Genomic DNA, 17,393 nt, shown 5'->3' on the forward strand with positions numbered 1-17,393 from the left:
TTTAATATGACACCGGGCTCCGTTCCTCGATGGGGCCCGGTTGTTTTATTCACACAAGAGGATGTTATGGTAACTATTCGTTTAGCACGTCACGGCGCTAAAAAGCGTCCGTTCTACCAGGTTGTTGTCACCGACAGCCGTAATGCACGCAACGGTCGCTTCATCGAGCGCGTTGGTTTCTTCAACCCGATCGCTAGCGGCGCGGAAGAAGAAACTCGCCTGGATCTGGATCGTATCGCTCACTGGGTTGGCCTGGGCGCTACTGTTTCCGATCGCGTTGCCGCGCTGATCAAAGCCGCTAACAAAGCAGCTTAATCTGTCACGGTGGTCATGATGAGCAAGCAACACACCGCACAAGCACCTGTTGATCCGATCGTATTGGGGAAAATGGGTTCTTCCTACGGTATCCGTGGTTGGCTCAGAGTGTTTTCCTCCACCGAAGACGCCGAAAGCATTTTTGACTATCAGCCCTGGTTAATCCAGAAGGCGGGTCAGTGGCAGGTTGTTGAGCTGGAAGGCTGGCGCCACCACAATCAGGACATCATCATCAAGCTGAAAGGCGTTGACGATCGTGATGCCGCGAATCTACTGACTAATTGCGAAATTATCGTGGATTCATCGCAGTTGCCGGAGCTGGAAGAGGGTGACTACTACTGGAAAGACCTGATGGGCTGCCAGGTAGTGACAACGGAAGGCTATAGCCTCGGTAAAGTCATTGATATGATGGAAACCGGGTCTAATGACGTACTCGTCATCAAGGCAAACCTGAAAGATGCATTTGGCATCAAGGAGCGGTTGGTTCCGTTCCTCGATGGGCAGGTTATCAAGAAAGTCGATCTCACTACGCGTACTATCGAAGTAGATTGGGATCCTGGTTTTTAAATTCTCCGGATAAACGGTAAAAGACGGCGCTATGTGGATTGGCATAATTAGCCTGTTTCCTGAAATGTTCCGCGCAATTACCGATTACGGGGTAACTGGCCGGGCAGTAAAAAATGGCCTGCTGAGCATCGAAAGCTGGAGTCCTCGCGACTTCGCTCATGACCGGCACCGTACCGTGGACGATCGTCCTTACGGCGGCGGACCGGGGATGCTAATGATGGTGCAACCTTTACGGGATGCTATTCATGCAGCAAAAGCCGCGGCAGGTGAAGGCGCGAAGGTGATTTATCTGTCACCTCAGGGACGCAAGCTTGATCAAGCGGGCGTCAGCGAACTGGCAACGAATCAGAAACTGATTCTGGTGTGCGGTCGCTACGAAGGGATAGACGAGCGCGTAATCCAAACCGAAATTGACGAAGAATGGTCAATCGGCGATTACGTTCTCAGTGGTGGTGAGTTACCGGCAATGACGCTGATTGACTCCGTTTCCCGGTTCATTCCGGGAGTACTGGGCCATGAAGCTTCGGCAACGGAAGATTCCTTTGCTGATGGGTTGCTGGATTGCCCGCACTATACCCGTCCTGAAGTGTTAGAAGAGATGGAAGTACCGCCAGTATTGCTGTCGGGAAACCATGCTGAGATACGTCGCTGGCGTCTGAAGCAGTCGCTGGGCCGCACCTGGCTTAGAAGACCTGAACTTCTGGAAAACCTGGCTCTGACTGAAGAGCAAGCAAAGTTGCTGGCGCAGTTCAAAAGCGAACACGCGCAACAGCAGCATAAACATGATGGGCAGGCGTGAGCCCCCAATATCAGTTTACCCAGGATAAGAGATTAAATTATGAGCAACATTATTAAGCAACTTGAACAAGAACAGATGAAGCAGGACGTACCTTCCTTCCGTCCGGGTGATACCGTGGAAGTGAAAGTATGGGTTGTTGAAGGTTCCAAAAAACGTCTGCAGGCATTCGAGGGCGTGGTTATCGCTATTCGTAACCGCGGTCTGCACTCTGCATTCACTGTTCGCAAAATTTCCAACGGCGAAGGCGTTGAGCGTGTCTTCCAGACTCACTCTCCGGTAGTTGACAGCATTGCTGTTAAACGTCGTGGTGCTGTACGTAAAGCTAAACTGTACTACCTGCGTGAGCGTACTGGTAAGTCTGCTCGTATCAAAGAGCGTCTTAACTAAGATTCGCTTTCGCGACATCCTGACAGAAGGGCTGGCCAGATGGCTGGCCCTTTTTTTATCTTTGTTGTAACCATCGTGATGTAAATCATTTACAATACGCCCTCTATTCGGAGGGGCGGTGGTCAGCAACAGTTTCCAGCAAACGACACCTAAACGGCGAGCCGCCTGGCTGGCACTGTTGGCGATCCTGTTGATCGTCGTGGCCCCCCTGATCTCCATCTCCCTGCAAAAAGACCCCATGAGCGCGATGCCCGGCATGCATCACGCCATGATGATGGACAGCTCGTCCGCGAGCATGGCGCAAATGCCCGACCACGAGATGGCGATGATGCATAGCACAGACGGCGCCACGCATACCGGACACGAACTGCCGCTGGACCATGCCGAAGCGTGTGGCTATTGCGTGCTGTTAGCCCATGTCCCGGGGCTGCTTTTCGCGCTGGCGCTGTTCGTCGCCATGCTCCTGCGGCGTATTCGCCTGCCGGCTTCTCGCCCGGTATTAAAACACTGGCACTACTTCCCCTGGCTCTACCCTGAAACCCGCGCCCCGCCGCGACTGTCTGCTTTTTCCCTTTAATAAAAATCAATCTGCGCACGGCGCAATAACCTCTTTTGCTTTAAAAAAGGAAGAGTATGACAACCTGCACCTCGCGCGCGGCATGGTTAAACCTGCTGCGTCGCCTCCATTTCTACATCGGACTGTTTATCGGACCGTTTATCTTTGTCGCTGCCCTGACCGGCACGCTGTACGTGGCGACGCCGCAGCTGGAAAACTGGCTCTATCACGACGCGCTGCATGGCCTTGCCGACGGGACCCCGCAGCCGCTCAGCGCCCAGATTGCAGTGGCGGAAGAAGCGACCCAGGGTAATCTTCGGCTACTGGCGGTGCGGCCGGCCCCCGCGATGGGGGAGACCACCCGGATTATGTTTGTTGACCCGAGCCTGGGCGAGTCAGAATCCCGGGCCATTTTCGTCGATCCGATCTCGCTGCGGGTGAAGGGCGATATGACGGTCTACGGTACCAGCGGCATCCTGCCGCTGCGCCAGTGGATTGATTATGCGCATCGTTCGCTACTGCTGGGCGACAGCGGGAGGTTATACAGCGAACTGGCTGCCTCATGGATGTGGGTTGCCGCGCTGGGTGGCATTGCCCTGTGGGCGATGACACGTCCAAAACGGCGGATCAATAACGTCCTGCAGAATCATCGTCGGTTGCACGTGACGCTGGGCTGGGGCTTACTGCTGGGCATGCTGCTCTTCTCCGCCACCGGCCTGACCTGGTCGCAATGGGCTGGCGGTAATGTGGATAAAATGCGGGCGGCTTTCGGCTGGTGGACGCCGCAGGTGAATACCCTGCTGCACGGTGAGGCGCCGATGGCGCACGATCCCCACGCCGGGCATCATATGGACGGGATGGCCATGCAGCATCAGTCAGTGCTGCAGCCAGCGCAGTTTGACCTGGTACTGGCGGTGGCCCGTCAGGCGGGGCTGAACGCCAGCCGGCTGGAGATCCGTCCGCCGGTTTCGAAGGAACGTGCCTGGACGGTAAATGAGATCGACCGCCGCTGGCCGACGCAGGTGGACGCGGTGGCGATCGATGGCGCCACGATGCAGGTGGTGGATCGCACCCGGTTCGCCGACTTCCCGCTGATGGCGAAACTCACCCGCTGGGGCGTCGATTTCCACATGGGGGTCCTCTTTGGTCTGGCGAATCAGTTGCTGCTGGTAGGGTTCGGCTGCGCGCTGTGCGTCACCATCGGCGTGGGCTACCGGCTGTGGTGGATCCGCCGTCCGCCTCAGGCGGTCTGGGATCCGGCGCATTCGCTGCTGCAGGCATGGCTGTCGCTCGCCTGGCCCGCCCGTGGGCTGGTACTGGGGATAGCGTTAGCCCTGGGTCTGGCCATGCCATTGATGGGGGCAAGTCTGGTGCTGTTCATTGCCGTTGACTACCTGCGCTGGCGCGCGGCAACGGCAATGAGGATGGCGAAGTCCAGCGATTAAGCGAAGGCTTACGGCGTGCTGATGACCACCGTGACCCGGCGGTTTTCAGCGCGCCCGGCCGCCGTGTCGTTGCTGGCGATCGGGTATTTCTTGCCAAGGCCGCGGGTGACTAAATGACTGCGCGGGACATGGGCGCCTTCCGCCCAGGCATCGGCTACGCTATTGGCGCGCTTAAGCGACAGGGCTTCGTTATAGCTATCCTCACCGTAATTATCGGTGTGGCCTTCAAGGCGGCTATGGGTGATCCCGGTCGCCGCCAGCCGCGAGGCCATCGTGGTGATCTGCTGGCGGCTGTCGGGACGTAGTCGGTAGTCATTCTTGTCAAACAGGATGCTATCGGATAAGCCCAGGGACCAATCGCCATTGCTTTCAGTGAAGCCGTAAGATTTCATCGCCGCCACCTGCTCGGGGGTAAATTTTCCCTGAGGAGCCTGGCAACCTGTCAAAAGCGCCGCCGCCATCAGGGCGGGGACGAAATATTTTCTGAGCATAATGAGTCCTTTATTATTTCAGCGTCTGCTGGATACGTTGGTTTTTCATGCGATACATATTCTGATCGGCAAGTTCTTGCAGTGATTCAGCGGTGGCGTGCTCCCACGCCAGAGCATAACCGACGCTCAGCGAGAGCGTGGCGCTATGGCCATTGTGCAGGTTGAATGGCGGAAGAAATTGTTCCGACAGCGCCTGGCACAGAGCCTGCACTTCGGCTTCCGAGCGCACCTCACGCAGCAGAACGGCAAACTCATCGCCGCCGAGACGCCATGCCAGATGGCGTTTTCCGGCGAAGGCCATCAGGCGGCTGGCGACCTCCGTCAGCACTTTATCGCCTGCCGCGTGCCCCCAGTTGTCATTGATCAGCTTGAAGTTATCGCCGTCAAGAAACAGTAATGCCGAGGTCTGGTGATCCACCTCGTTCTTCATCAGTTCGGCGAGCGCGTTGCGAAAGGCGGCGCGGTTAGCCAGGCCGGTCAGCGGGTCATGTAGCGAGCTACGCAACAGCTGGGCATTCTTGGCCTGCAGCTGGCGCTGCCAGTCCTCCATCTCCCCCAGCAGGCTGTTAAAGTCCTGGGCGAAAAGATGGAATTCCTCAATACGCTCCTCGGGCACCCGACGTGAGAAATGACGGTTTTCACGAATATCGTGCACAACCTCGGTGATGCTCTGCAGGGCGGTGACGATCCCCCGGTGCAGGGAGTGGGTCAGCAGCAGGGCGATGAACGAGGCGAGCAGAATGCTGCCGGTCAGTACCAGAATCGAGATACCGAGAAAGTGGCTGATCAGTTCATCAAGCGCGGTCAGTCGCAGCTCGCCGATTTGTTTGCCCTGGTGCCAGATGGGCTGCACCGTGGGCTCCGGAAACAGCCATTGACTGATAAGGCCGCTCACTTGTTCTTTGTTGGCCAGCGGTTCATGGCGCCATGCGGCGAAGTGCTGCTTCTGGCCGTTGAGCACAATCGCTTGGGAAATCTGCCCTTGCTTCCCCAGCGAAGCGAGGGTTTCCTCCGCCGCCGCGCTATCGCCAAACACCAGGGCGGCTTCGAGGCTGCGACCCATGGTCGCGGCAGTGAGCTCTAGATTTTTCTGCGCGTACTGCTTGAGCGTGAAGATTGAGGCTGTGCTTAGCAGCAGCCAAACCAGCGTCATGGAGATCACCACGCTTATCACGCTAATTCGACGAAGCGCGCGTTTAAATGTCGGGCGCGCGGTCTGTGAAAAGTCCTTATTCATGTGGTTTTTTCCGGGCAAGCATCAGGACGTCCGGGTTAACCCGGACCCCGCTGTGCGTCAGAACGTCCAGATTAACGGAGAAGCGGACCCTGTCGTCGTTGATGATCAGGCAAAACGCGCTACCAATGGAGCAATCCGTATTTTGTTCTGCGATGAGTAAAAGCGGCTTCGGGCCATAGCGGCGAGTTAATTCCGACTGTTGGGTCGGCGATTCGCTGCCAAAATAAAAACCATCGCAGGTTGTTTTTAACGCTTCTTCACTATTACGTACTATCACCGGTTGATAGGGCAAGGCATCCGGATCTTCATGAGCCAGGCTATGGGTGAAGCGTGATGAGGCAAAAATGCACAGCTTCGGCGCCCCTGTTAATGCCGGCCAACGGGTGTAGGTCACGATCCCGGAAACAATAGCGCGAACATGTTCTGAAGGTCCGGCAGCAAAAACAGGAGATACCGCGATGAGAAAAAATACAGTCAATAAAAGACGGTGTAATACTGTCATTAACGCTTCCGTCAAATTCGCCATAGCGCGGGAAAAGCCGCTGCCGATGCCCGGCGCAGAATACCACTGTTAACAAAACCCGTCATTACATGCGCCCTTTGCTTTGGGACAAATCTCACCAGGATTTTTCGTAATCGCGATCGCGATAGCGCGCAAGTTTGCTGTGAATTTTGGCTGTGTAAACATTTCAGTACATATTTTGTCGAGTTAAGTGGCAATTAATTTGCCGGTGTAAACTAAAATTTACGTAATATGGATTGAATTCTTTACTTAGTGTGGTATCGTTACGCCATGCCCGCTGAGGCACCCTTTATCGCAAACGAGCTACACAGGATCGCAATCATGCAAAAAGACGCGCTGAATAACGTACATATTACCGACGAACAGGTGTTAATGACCCCGGAGCAACTGAAGGCGGAATTCCCGCTAAGCGTTGAACAGGAAGCGCAGATTGCGCATGCCCGTGAGACTATCTCCGATATTATCGCCGGCCGCGATCCGCGCCTGCTGGTGGTTTGCGGCCCTTGCTCGATCCACGATCCGGAAGCCGCGATTGAATATGCTCGTCGATTTAAAGCTCTTGCCGCAGAGGTCAGCGATAGCCTCTACCTGGTGATGCGCGTCTACTTTGAAAAACCCCGTACCACTGTCGGCTGGAAGGGGCTGATTAACGATCCGCACATGGATGGTTCGTTTGATGTTGAAGGCGGCCTGAAGATTGCGCGTCGTCTGCTGGTCGAGCTCGTCAATATGGGACTGCCGCTGGCGACGGAAGCGCTGGATCCGAACAGCCCGCAATACCTTGGCGATCTGTTCAGCTGGTCCGCTATCGGCGCACGTACCACGGAATCACAAACGCACCGCGAAATGGCCTCTGGCCTGTCGATGCCGGTCGGCTTTAAAAACGGTACCGACGGTAGTCTGGCGACGGCCATCAACGCCATGCGCGCCGCGGCGATGCCGCACCGTTTCGTCGGCATCAACCAGGCCGGGCAGGTCTGCCTGCTGCAAACGCAGGGTAATCCGAACGGCCATGTGATCCTGCGCGGCGGTAAGGCGCCGAACTACGGTCCGGAAGATGTGGCGAAATGCGAAAAAGAGATGGCGCAGGCGGGACTGAAACCGTCGCTGATGGTAGATTGCAGTCATGGGAACTCCAATAAAGATTTCCGCCGCCAGCCAGCCGTGGCTGAATCCGTTGTCGCACAGATCAAAGATGGCAACCGCTCCATTATCGGCCTGATGATCGAGAGTAATATCCACGAAGGCAATCAGTCCTCTGAACAGCCGCGTGAGACGATGAAATACGGCGTTTCGGTGACGGATGCCTGCATCAGCTGGGAAACCACCGATGCGCTGCTGCGTGAACTGGATAAGGATCTCCGCGGCCATCTGGCGGCCCGTTTGGTGTAAGAGGAAAGTATGGTTGCTGAACTGACCGCGTTACGCGATCAAATTGATGAAGTGGATAAAGCGTTGCTTAGCCTGCTGGCTAAGCGTCTGGAACTGGTGGCCGAAGTCGGCGAGGTGAAGAGCCAGTATGGTCTGCCGATTTACGTCCCGGAGCGCGAGGCGGCGATGCTTGCCTCCCGGCGTGAAGAGGCGGCCGCGCTCGGCGTACCGCCGGATCTGATCGAGGATGTTCTGCGTCGCGTGATGCGGGAATCCTATTCCAGCGAAAACGACAAAGGCTTCAAAACCCTGCACCCGAATCTGCGGCCGGTGGTCATCGTCGGCGGCGGCGGGCAGATGGGGCGTCTGTTTGAGAAGATGTTAACGCTGTCCGGCTACCAGGTGCGTATTCTGGAAAAAGACGATTGGGCCCGGGCGGCGGATATCGTCGCCGATGCCGGCATGGTCATCGTCAGCGTACCGATTCACACCACCGTGGAGACGATCGGCAGGCTGCCGCCGCTGCCGGCGGATTGCATTCTGGTTGACCTTGCCTCGGTGAAAGCGGAGCCGCTGCAGGCGATGCTGGCAGCGCATCAGGGCCCGGTTCTTGGCCTGCACCCGATGTTCGGTCCGGACAGCGGCAGCCTGGCGAAGCAGGTGGTGGTCTATTGTGATGGCCGCCAGCCGGAGGCCTATCAGTGGTTCCTCGAACAAATTCAGGTTTGGGGCGCGCGGCTGCACCGCATCAGCGCCGTTGAGCACGATCAGAACATGGCGTTTATTCAGGCGCTGCGCCACTTTGCCACCTTCGCCTATGGTCTGCACCTGGCAGAAGAGAATGTGCGTCTTGAGCAACTGCTGGCGCTTTCGTCACCTATTTACCGGCTGGAGCTGGCGATGGTGGGGCGCCTGTTTGCCCAGGATCCGCAGCTGTACGCCGACATTATTATGTCATCGGAAAATAACCTGGCGCTGATTAAGCGCTATTACCAGCGTTTCGGCGAAGCGATTGGCTTGCTGGAGCAGGGCGATAAGCAGGCGTTTATCAACAGCTTCCGTAAAGTCGAACATTGGTTTGGCGATTACGCTCAGCGTTTCCAGAGCGAGAGCCGCACGCTGCTGCGTCAGGCGAACGATAATCGGCAGTAAAGCGAAAAAGATGTATACAATAAAGCCAGCGACCGCTGGCTTTTTTTATAGGGATGACAACGATGGCTGAACCACAACCGCTGTTTGACTACACCGGATACCTGCCGGAATGCCCGACCTGGAGCGAGGCTGAACAGGCCCTCTACTGGGCCGATATCATGGAGTGTGAAATCCACCGCTACGATACCCGCAGCGGCGAACACCAGGTGCTGCAGTTTCCGGAGGAGGTCGGCTGTTTCTCCCTGCGTGAGAAGGGCGGATTTATCGTTGCATTACGCAGTGGCATCTGGCTGACCGACGCCCACGGCCTGCTGCGGCGGAAAGTCTGTGATAATCCGAGCAATCCGGAGCTGGCGCGGTTTAACGATGGTGGGACCGATCGCGAGGGGCGTTTTTATGCCGGCACCTTCTGGGGGCCGGGGGATTACAACGGCGCGCTGCTGATGCGAGTCGATAATGACCTGAAGCCGAAAGTGATTCAGTGTGATATCCATGGCGCCAACGGTCTGGCGTTTAGCGCCGACCAGCGCTGGATGTATACCTCTGATACGCCGAACGCCGTGATCTACCGTACGCCGCTGGATGAACAGGGTGAGCCTGGACGACGCGAGGTGTTTCGCCGTTTCCAGCCGGGCGAAGGCATCCCTGACGGGGCGGCGATCGATGTGGAGGGCTGTTACTGGAGCGCGATGTTTGACGGCTGGCGGATTGCTCGTTTCTCGCCGCAGGGCGAGGAGCTGGAGACTTACCCGATGCCGGTTCGTTGTCCGACAATGGTCTGCTTTGGTGGGGCGGATATGAAAACGCTCTATATCACCACAACCCGGGAAAACATGGAGGACGATGAGCTGGCGAAGTACCCGCTGTCAGGCGCCATCTTCACCCTGCCGGTTGCGGTGGCAGGGATGAAGAAATTACCGTTCCGCGAACGTTAAACCGGATCCACTGGCACCACGTTTTCGCTGGGGTAGCAACCGAGGACCTTCATGGAGCGGGTGATTTCCGCCAGCTCCTTTAATGCCTTGCGCATGGGCAGCGAGTCCAGGTTGGCCTGAATATCGAGATAAAACATCTCTTCCCAGGGATTGCCGTGGATCGGGCGAGATTCCAGTTTGGTCATGATCAGATTGTGGTTGCGCAGCACCAGCAGGGCTTCCACCAGGGCGCCCGCCTGCTGACCGGTCGCCATTAACAGCGTGGTCTTGGCCGGAACCTGATCGGAGACGTTCACCGCTTTGCGCGCCAGGACGAGGAAGCGCGTGATGTTCTGCGTCTGGTTGGCCTGGCAGTGCTCCAGCACCTGCAGGCTATATAGGGCGCCACCCGCTTCGCTGCCCAGTGCCGCAACGGCCGGGGAGTTAGCCTGCGCCACTTTTTCCATTGCCGCCGAGGTGCTCTCGGTATATTCAATCTTCCAGTGCGGGTAGCGGCTCAGATACTGGCTGCACTGCTGGAACGGCTGCGGATGGCTGTAGACGGTCTGAATTTTATCGGCATCCGTCGAGGTGCTAACCAGCACGCAATGATCGATAGGGATCGTCAGCTCGCCAACGATCGACAGGCTGGTGTGCTGCAGCAGATCGTAGACGTCGTTGATCCCGCCAGAGCTGGTGTTTTCAATCGGCACCACGGCGTAATCGGCCTGGCCGGTCTCTACCTGATTAAAAATATCGGCGAACTTCGCGCAGCCGCTCTCAATAAACTGCTCAAAATGGCGAGCGGCGTACTGACGCGCCGCCAGATGCGAATAAGAGCCTTTAGGGCCAAGGAAGGCCACGCGGGCCGAATGCGGATTAATTTTATTCAGATGCTGCTGCAGCAGGGTTTGTTGGGTCAGGACGGAGTCTTCGATGATCAGCTGGAACAGGCGGGTGATGTAGTGCGCATCCAGATTATGGCGCTTGCCGATGGTCATCAGACGCTCCAGCAGATCGCGTTCGCGGTCAATATCACGCACTGGACGGTGGGAGGCCAGTTTGGCTTTACCAACCTCAACAGCCAGCCCGCGGCGCTCCGCCAGCAGAGCAAGCAGTTTCTCGTCCAGTGCGCTTATCTTATCGCGCAGCGCCAGTAATGGGTTTTCCTCGGTCATAGATGTTGCCTTTGTTGTTATCAAATAAAAAAGGCCTCCCGGGTGGGAGGCCTTATTGTTCGTCTTCGCATTCTTTCTTATACGACGAATTGCCTCCCGGTCAGGGGAAGGTAAAAAAGAATGCGAAGAAGAACGGGACACGTTTCATGGTAAATTCCTTGAGGTAGTGGGGATTACAGTACCTGTACTGTTTTCACTCTGTCAATAAAAAACGCGCCCGAAGGCGCGTGGCATGACACAACTTAAGTTAAGGATTACTCTTCTTCTTCCACAAAGCCTGCCTCTTTCACCGATGTTGCGGCGCGGCGGGCTTCCCCTTTGTGTTGCACTTTATTCAGCTGCCGTTCCAGCTTGTTGATCAATTCGTTAATGGCGGCGTACATATCTTCATGACGCGCACTGGCAACCAGATGACCGTTTGGCGTATTGATGGTTGCATCAGCGATAAAACCCTGCGGCTCCTTAGACAGAATGATGTGCGGGTTGATTAAATGAGTTTGCCACTTATCCAGTTTGGCGAGACGGTCTGCGACATGCTGGCGGATTGCCGGAGTAATTTCCATTTGTTTACTGGTAATGTTCATTGTCATAAATTTTACCTCTTGTCTTTCCCGTCTTGGTGAATCCAGCATACCTTTCCCAATGTCAAAAAGCGTGATCTAAATCACATTTTATTGTCACTTTTTGTCAACGAATTCATTTTGTGAGACAGGGCAGGAAGAAGTGAGATTTTACTTGTCGAACCCGGTAAAGCAGGCCATATTTGATGAGTTAACCCGGCGCTAAACCGCTTCAGCTTGACGGGGTAAAGTATAAAAAAACGGCAGCCACTGGCTGCCGTTTGCGATCCATGAATCAGACTCAGGTGTTCTTGCTGTTCGCGGCGATTATCTTCGCGACTTTGTCCGCCTGGGCGTTCATTTGCATCTGACGATAGGCGTTTTCCATCTTCGGCAGGGCATCGCGGGTGGCCTGGGTATCCGGATAGTTACGCATCATACCTTCCACGCGGTTCACGACGGCAACCCATGCGCCACGGTCGGTGTAGTAATCCACGACCGACAGCTCATATTTGGCCAGGCGATCTTTCAGGAACACCATACGTTTATAGGCGTCAGTGGCGTACTGGCTGTTCGGGTAACCGCGCACCAGTTTGGAGAAGTCATTGAAGGCATCGCGCGCGTGCTGTGGATCGCGGTCAGAGCGATCGACACCAAAGAAGCCCTGCAGGGCGCTGTCATCCAGGGCCATGTTGGTCAGGCCGCGCATATAGATGACGTAATCGATATTTGGGTGGGTGGGGTTCAAACGCATGAAGCGATCGATGGCCGCCTGAGCCAGCGGCAGATCGGCGTTTTTGTAATACGCATAAATCAGATCCAGCTGTACCTGTTGGGAATAAGGGCCGAATGGATAACGGTTATCCAACGCTTCCAGTTGCGTTATCGCCTGTTTCCAGTTACCGTCCTGCAGTTTTTGCTGGGCGGTCGCGTAGATTTCATTCGGCGGATTATCAGGCACCTCTTCCTTAGAGCCGGAGCAACCCACCAAAGCCAGGCTCAGTGTGGCGGCTGCCACCAGGTATTTCATGCGCGTCATGACGTTTTGACTTCCTCAAAATGTTTATGCGGGAGAATCTCTGTTCCTGCTCCCGATTAAGACCAGCTACAATAGCACACTATATTAAACGGCAAAGCCGTAAAACCCAACGTTAAACGAAGAAGCTGTATATGGCACAACGAGTACAACTCACCGCAACGGTGACCGAAAATCAACTCGGTCAACGCTTAGATCAGGCTTTGGCCGAATTGTTCCCTGATTATTCGCGATCGCGGATAAAAGAATGGATCCTGGACCAACGCGTATTAGTCAATGGCAGCATTGGCGATAAGCCGAAAGAAAAAGTGCTGGGGGGAGAGCACATCGCTATCGATGTCGAAATCGAAGAAGAGGCGCGCTTCCAGCCGCAGGATATTCCGCTCAATATCGTTTACGAAGATGATGACATCCTCGTGATTAACAAACCGCGCGATCTGGTTGTGCATCCTGGCGCGGGCAACCCTGACGGTACTGTGCTGAATGCGCTGCTGCACTACTATCCGCCGATCGCCGATGTGCCGCGCGCGGGGATCGTGCACCGTCTGGATAAGGACACCACCGGTCTGATGGTGGTGGCGAAAACCATTCCGGCACAAACCCGGCTGGTGGAGTCGTTGCAGCTGCGCGAGATCACTCGCGAGTATGAAGCGGTGGCCATTGGTCATATGACTTCCGGTGGCACAGTGGAAGAGCCGATCAGTCGTCATCCGACGAAACGTACCCATATGGCGGTGCATCCGATGGGCAAACCGGCGGTGACCCACTACCGCATTATGGAACATTTCCGCATCCATACCCGCCTGCGCCTGCGCCTGGAAACCGGTCGTACGCACCAGATCCGTGTGCATATGTCGCATATCACCCATCCGCTGGTGGGTGACCAGGTATATGGCGGCCGGCCGCGTCCGCCGAAGGGCGCGTCGGAGGAGTTCATCACCGCGCTGCGTAAATTCGACCGTCAGGCGCTGCACGCCACCATGCTGCGTCTGTACCACCCGATCACCGGCATTGAAATGGAGTGGCACGCGCCCATCCCACAGGATATGGTCGAGCTCATCGAGGCGATGCGTGCCGATTTTGAAGCCCATAAGGACGATATTGACTGGTTATGACTAAACTGATTGTACCGCAGTGGCCGATGCCCCGCAGCGTGGCGGCCTGTAGTTCGACCCGCATTGGCGGCGTGAGTCTGCCGCCCTATGACTCGCTCAACCTGGGCGCCCATTGCGGAGACAATCTGCAGCATGTTGAAGAAAACCGGCGGCGGATGTTTGCTGCCGGTGGCTTGCCGTCTTACCCGGTTTGGCTGGAGCAGGTTCATGGCACCGATGTTCTGACGCTGGACGGCGGACCCTATCCATCGAAACGCGCAGATGCTTCTTATAGTCGTACGCCAGGCACCGTCTGTGCGGTGATGACCGCCGACTGCCTGCCGGTCCTGTTCTGTAACCGCGACGGCACCGAAGTCGCCGCGGCGCATGCGGGATGGCGCGGCTTATGCGAAGGGGTTCTGGAAGAGACGGTTGCCCGTTTCGCCGATAAAGCCGAAAACATGATGGCGTGGCTGGGCCCGGCCATTGGTCCGCAGGCATTTGAGGTGGGGCCGGAAGTCCGGGATGCCTTTATGGCGAAAGACGAGAACGCGCACCGGGCTTTTCGTCCGGCAGGCGAGAAATATTTTGCTGATATCTATCAACTGGCTCGGCAGCGTCTGGCAAACGTCGGCGTTGAGCAGATTTTCGGCGGCGATCGCTGCACGCTAAGCGAAAAGGATGATTTTTTCTCTTACCGGCGCGACAAGACCACCGGTCGTATGGCAAGTTTCATTTGGCTGATATAACCTAGAGAATCAAGACGATCCAGAAGGCAAACTTATTTTTCGCATAGTTCAGGTCTTTAACCTTGAATAATTGAGGGATGACCTCATTTAATCTCCAGTAGCAAATTTGACCTGTTTATGGGAGGAGTTATGCGTCTGGATCGTCTTACCAATAAATTCCAGCTTGCTCTTGCCGATGCCCAGTCACTCGCACTCGGGCACGACAACCAATTCATCGAACCTCTTCATTTAATGAGCGCCTTACTGAATCAGGAAGGGGGATCGGTACGTCCTTTATTAACCTCGGCGGGCGTCAATGCCGGGAAACTACGCACTGACATCGAGCAGGCCTTGAGCCGTTTACCGCAGGTGGAAGGCACCGGCGGCGATGTACAACCTTCTCAGGATTTAGTGCGGATCCTGAACCTTTGCGACAAGCTGGCGCAAAAGAAAAAGGACAACTTTATTTCGTCGGAACTGTTCGTTCTGGCGGCGCTTGAATCGCGCGGTACGCTGACCGACCTTTTAAAATCCGCCGGAGCAACAACCGCCAACGTGACTCAGGCGATTGAACAAATGCGCGGAGGTGAAAGCGTGAACGATCAGGGTGCCGAAGACCAACGTCAGGCATTGAAGAAATTTACCGTCGATCTGACCGAGCGAGCCGAGCAGGGCAAGCTGGATCCGGTGATCGGCCGTGATGAAGAGATTCGCCGTACCATCCAGGTACTGCAGCGTCGTACCAAAAACAACCCGGTACTGATTGGTGAACCCGGGGTGGGTAAAACGGCAATCGTCGAAGGACTGGCGCAGCGTATCGTCAACGGCGAAGTACCAGAAGGGTTGAAAGGCCGTCGGGTATTGGCGCTGGATATGGGGGCGCTGGTGGCCGGGGCGAAATACCGCGGTGAGTTTGAAGAGCGTCTGAAAGGCGTGCTGACTGACCTGTCAAAACAGGAAGGCAACGTCATTCTGTTTATCGACGAACTGCATACCATGGTGGGCGCTGGTAAAGCCGACGGCGCGATGGATGCGGGTAACATGCTGAAGCCGGCGCTGGCGCGTGGTGAACTGCACTGCGTCGGGGCGACAACGCTTGATGAATACCGTCAGTACATCGAAAAAGACGCCGCGCTGGAACGTCGCTTCCAGAAAGTGTTCGTCGCCGAGCCGACGGTAGAAGATACCATCGCTATTCTGCGTGGCCTGAAAGAACGTTACGAGCTGCACCACCACGTGCAGATCACTGACCCGGCGATTGTCGCGGCGGCGACCTTGTCGCATCGCTATATTGCCGACCGTCAGCTGCCGGATAAAGCCATCGACCTTATCGATGAGGCGGCGTCCAGCATTCGTATGCAGATCGACTCCAAGCCGGAAGAGCTGGACCGTCTCGATAGACGTATTATCCAGCTGAAACTGGAACAGCAGGCGCTGAAGAAAGAGTCTGATGAAGCGAGCCTGAAACGTCTCGATATGCTCAACGAGGAGCTGGCGGATAAAGAGCGTCAGTACTCGGTACTGGAAGAAGAGTGGAAAGCGGAAAAAGCCTCTCTCTCCGGCACCCAGACTATTAAAGCCGAGCTGGAACAGGCGAAAATCGCTATCGAACAGGCGCGTCGCGTCGGCGATCTGGCGCGGATGTCCGAGCTGCAGTACGGCAAAATTCCGGAACTGGAGAAACAGCTGGCGGCTGCCACTCAGTCCGAAGGGAAAACCATGCGTCTGCTGCGTAATAAAGTGACGGATGCTGAGATCGCCGAAGTGCTGGCCCGCTGGACCGGTATCCCTGTCTCCCGGATGATGGAAAGCGAGCGCGACAAACTGCTGCGTATGGAGCAGGAGCTGCATCATCGGGTGATCGGCCAGGATGAGGCGGTTGAAGCGGTATCGAACGCCATTCGCCGTAGCCGCGCTGGGCTATCCGATCCGAACCGGCCGATTGGTTCGTTCCTGTTCCTCGGTCCAACCGGGGTCGGTAAAACCGAGCTGTGTAAAACGCTGGCTAACTTTATGTTCGACAGCGACGACGCGATGGTGCGTATCGATATGTCCGAGTTTATGGAGAAACACTCCGTCTCGCGTCTGGTCGGTGCGCCTCCGGGATACGTCGGCTATGAAGAGGGCGGTTACCTGACTGAGGCGGTGCGTCGTCGTCCTTATTCCGTCATTCTGCTGGATGAAGTGGAAAAAGCGCACCCGGATGTGTTCAACATTCTGCTGCAGGTACTCGACGACGGGCGTCTGACCGACGGGCAGGGGAGAACGGTCGACTTCCGTAATACGGTGGTCATCATGACCTCGAACCTCGGTTCCGATCTGATTCAGGAACGGTTTGGCGAACTGGACTACGGTCATATGAAGGATCTGGTACTGGGAGTGGTAAGCCAGAACTTCCGTCCGGAGTTTATTAACCGTATCGACGAAGTGGTGGTCTTCCATCCTCTGGGTGAGAAACACATTGCTTCTATTGCCCAGATCCAGCTGCAGCGTTTGTATAAACGCCTGGAAGAGCGTGGGTATGAAGTGCGGATGTCCGATGAGGCGCTGAAGTTGCTGAGCGCCAACGGTTACGATCCGGTATACGGCGCGCGGCCACTGAAACGCGCTATTCAGCAGCAGATTGAGAACCCGTTAGCCCAGCAGATCCTTTCCGGTGAGCTGGTTCCGGGGAAAGCTGTCGAGCTGGTGGTGAAAGACGACCGTATTGTGGCAGTGCAGTAAATCACAAAACGACAAAAACGGGCCCAACGGGCTCGTTTTTGTTTAAAAACCAGGCAAGAATTAAAGCTCAACACCTGGTTTGGTTGAAAAGTGAGCGGTTGAATTCTTTTTTTGAATTTATCCTTGTCACTTCAGAATTACTCCCTATAATGCGCCTCCACTGACACGGAACAACGGCAAACAAGCCGCCGGGTCAGGAGGATTCAACGACGGAAATCGACGTTGAAAGCCGACAGAGAAAAGCAAAATAAGCGCTTGACTCTGAATGAGGAAAGCGTAATATACGCCACCTCGCGACAGAGCGCTAAAGCGCGTC

The 17,393-nt window shown here is 55.8% G+C and carries 19 protein-coding genes and 1 other annotated feature; of the genes, 12 read left to right on the top strand and 7 right to left on the bottom strand.

The annotated features are described in order from the left end of the window. The first annotated feature begins 66 nt into the window (after nt 1-66). The 6 genes from rpsP to AS136_RS03500 all read left to right on the top strand — a co-directional run bounded on the left by rpsP (nt 67) and on the right by AS136_RS03500 (nt 4,069). The gene (rpsP, locus tag AS136_RS03475) at nt 67-315 is read left to right on the top strand and encodes a 30S ribosomal protein S16 (RefSeq protein WP_012540839.1); all 249 of its coding nucleotides are present in this window, start codon (nt 67-69) and stop codon (nt 313-315) included. Nucleotides 316-333: 18 nt separating this feature from the next. After that, the gene (rimM, locus tag AS136_RS03480) at nt 334-882 is read left to right on the top strand and encodes a ribosome maturation factor RimM (RefSeq protein WP_008806093.1); all 549 of its coding nucleotides are present in this window, start codon (nt 334-336) and stop codon (nt 880-882) included. A gap of 31 nt (nt 883-913) precedes the next feature. Then, the gene (gene trmD, locus AS136_RS03485) at nt 914-1,681 is read left to right on the top strand and encodes a tRNA (guanosine(37)-N1)-methyltransferase TrmD (RefSeq protein ID WP_008806092.1); all 768 of its coding nucleotides are present in this window, start codon (nt 914-916) and stop codon (nt 1,679-1,681) included. 39 nt (nt 1,682-1,720) lie between these two features. Next, nucleotides 1,721-2,068 (top strand): 50S ribosomal protein L19, encoded by a 348-nt coding sequence (gene rplS / locus AS136_RS03490; protein ID WP_002914145.1) that lies wholly within the window; start codon nt 1,721-1,723, stop codon nt 2,066-2,068. Between the two features lie 118 nt (nt 2,069-2,186). Continuing rightward, nucleotides 2,187-2,645, top strand: coding sequence for a DUF2946 domain-containing protein (locus AS136_RS03495; protein WP_043876178.1), 459 nt, complete (start codon nt 2,187-2,189; stop codon nt 2,643-2,645). A 56-nt stretch (nt 2,646-2,701) separates the two neighbouring features. Further along, nucleotides 2,702-4,069 carry a PepSY-associated TM helix domain-containing protein gene (locus tag AS136_RS03500; RefSeq protein WP_063266666.1) on the top strand — a complete coding sequence of 456 codons (1,368 nt, stop codon included), beginning with the start codon at nt 2,702-2,704 and terminating at the stop codon, nt 4,067-4,069. Between the two features lie 8 nt (nt 4,070-4,077). On the opposite strand, the gene AS136_RS03505 is transcribed toward AS136_RS03500, so the two are convergent. From AS136_RS03505 to AS136_RS03515, 3 genes are read right to left on the bottom strand one after another with little or no spacing between them, the layout of a single operon-like run. Continuing rightward, nucleotides 4,078-4,560, bottom strand: a complete 483-nt coding sequence (locus tag AS136_RS03505; RefSeq protein WP_008806089.1) for an OmpA family protein — start codon at nt 4,558-4,560, stop codon at nt 4,078-4,080. Nucleotides 4,561-4,573: 13 nt separating this feature from the next. Beyond that, nucleotides 4,574-5,797: a diguanylate cyclase DgcN/YfiN gene (gene dgcN, locus AS136_RS03510; protein ID WP_008806088.1), complete on the bottom strand. Its 1,224-nt coding sequence runs from the start codon at nt 5,795-5,797 to the stop codon at nt 4,574-4,576. Then, nucleotides 5,790-6,299, bottom strand: coding sequence for a regulatory sequestration protein YfiR (locus AS136_RS03515; RefSeq protein ID WP_012540842.1), 510 nt, complete (start codon nt 6,297-6,299; stop codon nt 5,790-5,792). Before AS136_RS03515 ends, dgcN begins: the two co-directional genes overlap by 8 nt. A 342-nt stretch (nt 6,300-6,641) precedes the next feature. Between AS136_RS03515 and aroF the strand changes: the two genes are divergently transcribed. From aroF to AS136_RS03530, 3 genes are all read left to right on the top strand, one after another. Then, the gene (aroF, locus tag AS136_RS03520; protein WP_022064802.1) at nt 6,642-7,712 is read left to right on the top strand and encodes a 3-deoxy-7-phosphoheptulonate synthase AroF; all 1,071 of its coding nucleotides are present in this window, start codon (nt 6,642-6,644) and stop codon (nt 7,710-7,712) included. A gap of 9 nt (nt 7,713-7,721) precedes the next feature. Further along, nucleotides 7,722-8,843, top strand: a complete 1,122-nt coding sequence (gene tyrA, locus AS136_RS03525; RefSeq protein ID WP_063266667.1) for a bifunctional chorismate mutase/prephenate dehydrogenase — start codon at nt 7,722-7,724, stop codon at nt 8,841-8,843. A gap of 62 nt (nt 8,844-8,905) precedes the next feature. Then, the gene (locus AS136_RS03530; protein WP_012540844.1) at nt 8,906-9,778 is read left to right on the top strand and encodes an SMP-30/gluconolactonase/LRE family protein; all 873 of its coding nucleotides are present in this window, start codon (nt 8,906-8,908) and stop codon (nt 9,776-9,778) included. Here AS136_RS03530 and pheA read toward each other — a convergent pair. The 4 genes from pheA to bamD all read right to left on the bottom strand — a co-directional run bounded on the left by pheA (nt 9,775) and on the right by bamD (nt 12,534). Then, the gene (pheA, locus tag AS136_RS03535; protein WP_012540845.1) at nt 9,775-10,935 is read right to left on the bottom strand and encodes a bifunctional chorismate mutase/prephenate dehydratase; all 1,161 of its coding nucleotides are present in this window, start codon (nt 10,933-10,935) and stop codon (nt 9,775-9,777) included. The genes AS136_RS03530 and pheA overlap by 4 nt on opposite strands. Before the next feature lie 24 nt (nt 10,936-10,959). Then, nucleotides 10,960-11,084, bottom strand: a sequence feature (Phe leader region). Beyond that, nucleotides 11,036-11,083, bottom strand: coding sequence for a pheA operon leader peptide PheL (pheL, locus tag AS136_RS28095; protein WP_100632159.1), 48 nt, complete (start codon nt 11,081-11,083; stop codon nt 11,036-11,038). It overlaps the preceding feature by 48 nt. A gap of 105 nt (nt 11,085-11,189) precedes the next feature. Continuing rightward, nucleotides 11,190-11,525, bottom strand: coding sequence for a ribosome-associated translation inhibitor RaiA (gene raiA, locus AS136_RS03540; RefSeq protein ID WP_002914111.1), 336 nt, complete (start codon nt 11,523-11,525; stop codon nt 11,190-11,192). 271 nt (nt 11,526-11,796) lie between these two features. Then, on the bottom strand, nt 11,797-12,534 hold the full coding sequence (gene bamD / locus AS136_RS03545) for an outer membrane protein assembly factor BamD (RefSeq protein WP_004145664.1): 738 nt from the start codon (nt 12,532-12,534) through the stop codon (nt 11,797-11,799). Between the two features lie 131 nt (nt 12,535-12,665). Between bamD and rluD the strand changes: the two genes are divergently transcribed. The 3 genes from rluD (at nt 12,666) to clpB (ending at nt 17,077) form a co-directional block, all read left to right on the top strand. Beyond that, on the top strand, nt 12,666-13,646 hold the full coding sequence (gene rluD / locus AS136_RS03550) for a 23S rRNA pseudouridine(1911/1915/1917) synthase RluD (protein WP_012967426.1): 981 nt from the start codon (nt 12,666-12,668) through the stop codon (nt 13,644-13,646). Then, a complete protein-coding gene (yfiH, locus tag AS136_RS03555; protein ID WP_008806081.1) occupies nt 13,643-14,374 on the top strand; it encodes a purine nucleoside phosphorylase YfiH in 732 nt (243 codons plus the stop codon). The genes rluD and yfiH overlap by 4 nt, the downstream gene beginning before the upstream one ends. 129 nt (nt 14,375-14,503) lie before the next feature. After that, on the top strand, nt 14,504-17,077 hold the full coding sequence (gene clpB, locus AS136_RS03560) for an ATP-dependent chaperone ClpB (RefSeq protein WP_008806080.1): 2,574 nt from the start codon (nt 14,504-14,506) through the stop codon (nt 17,075-17,077). Nucleotides 17,078-17,393: the final 316 nt, after the last annotated feature.

The sequence above is a fragment of the Klebsiella sp. D5A genome (genome assembly GCF_001620885.1).
GTDB lineage: Bacteria > Pseudomonadota > Gammaproteobacteria > Enterobacterales > Enterobacteriaceae > Klebsiella > Klebsiella variicola.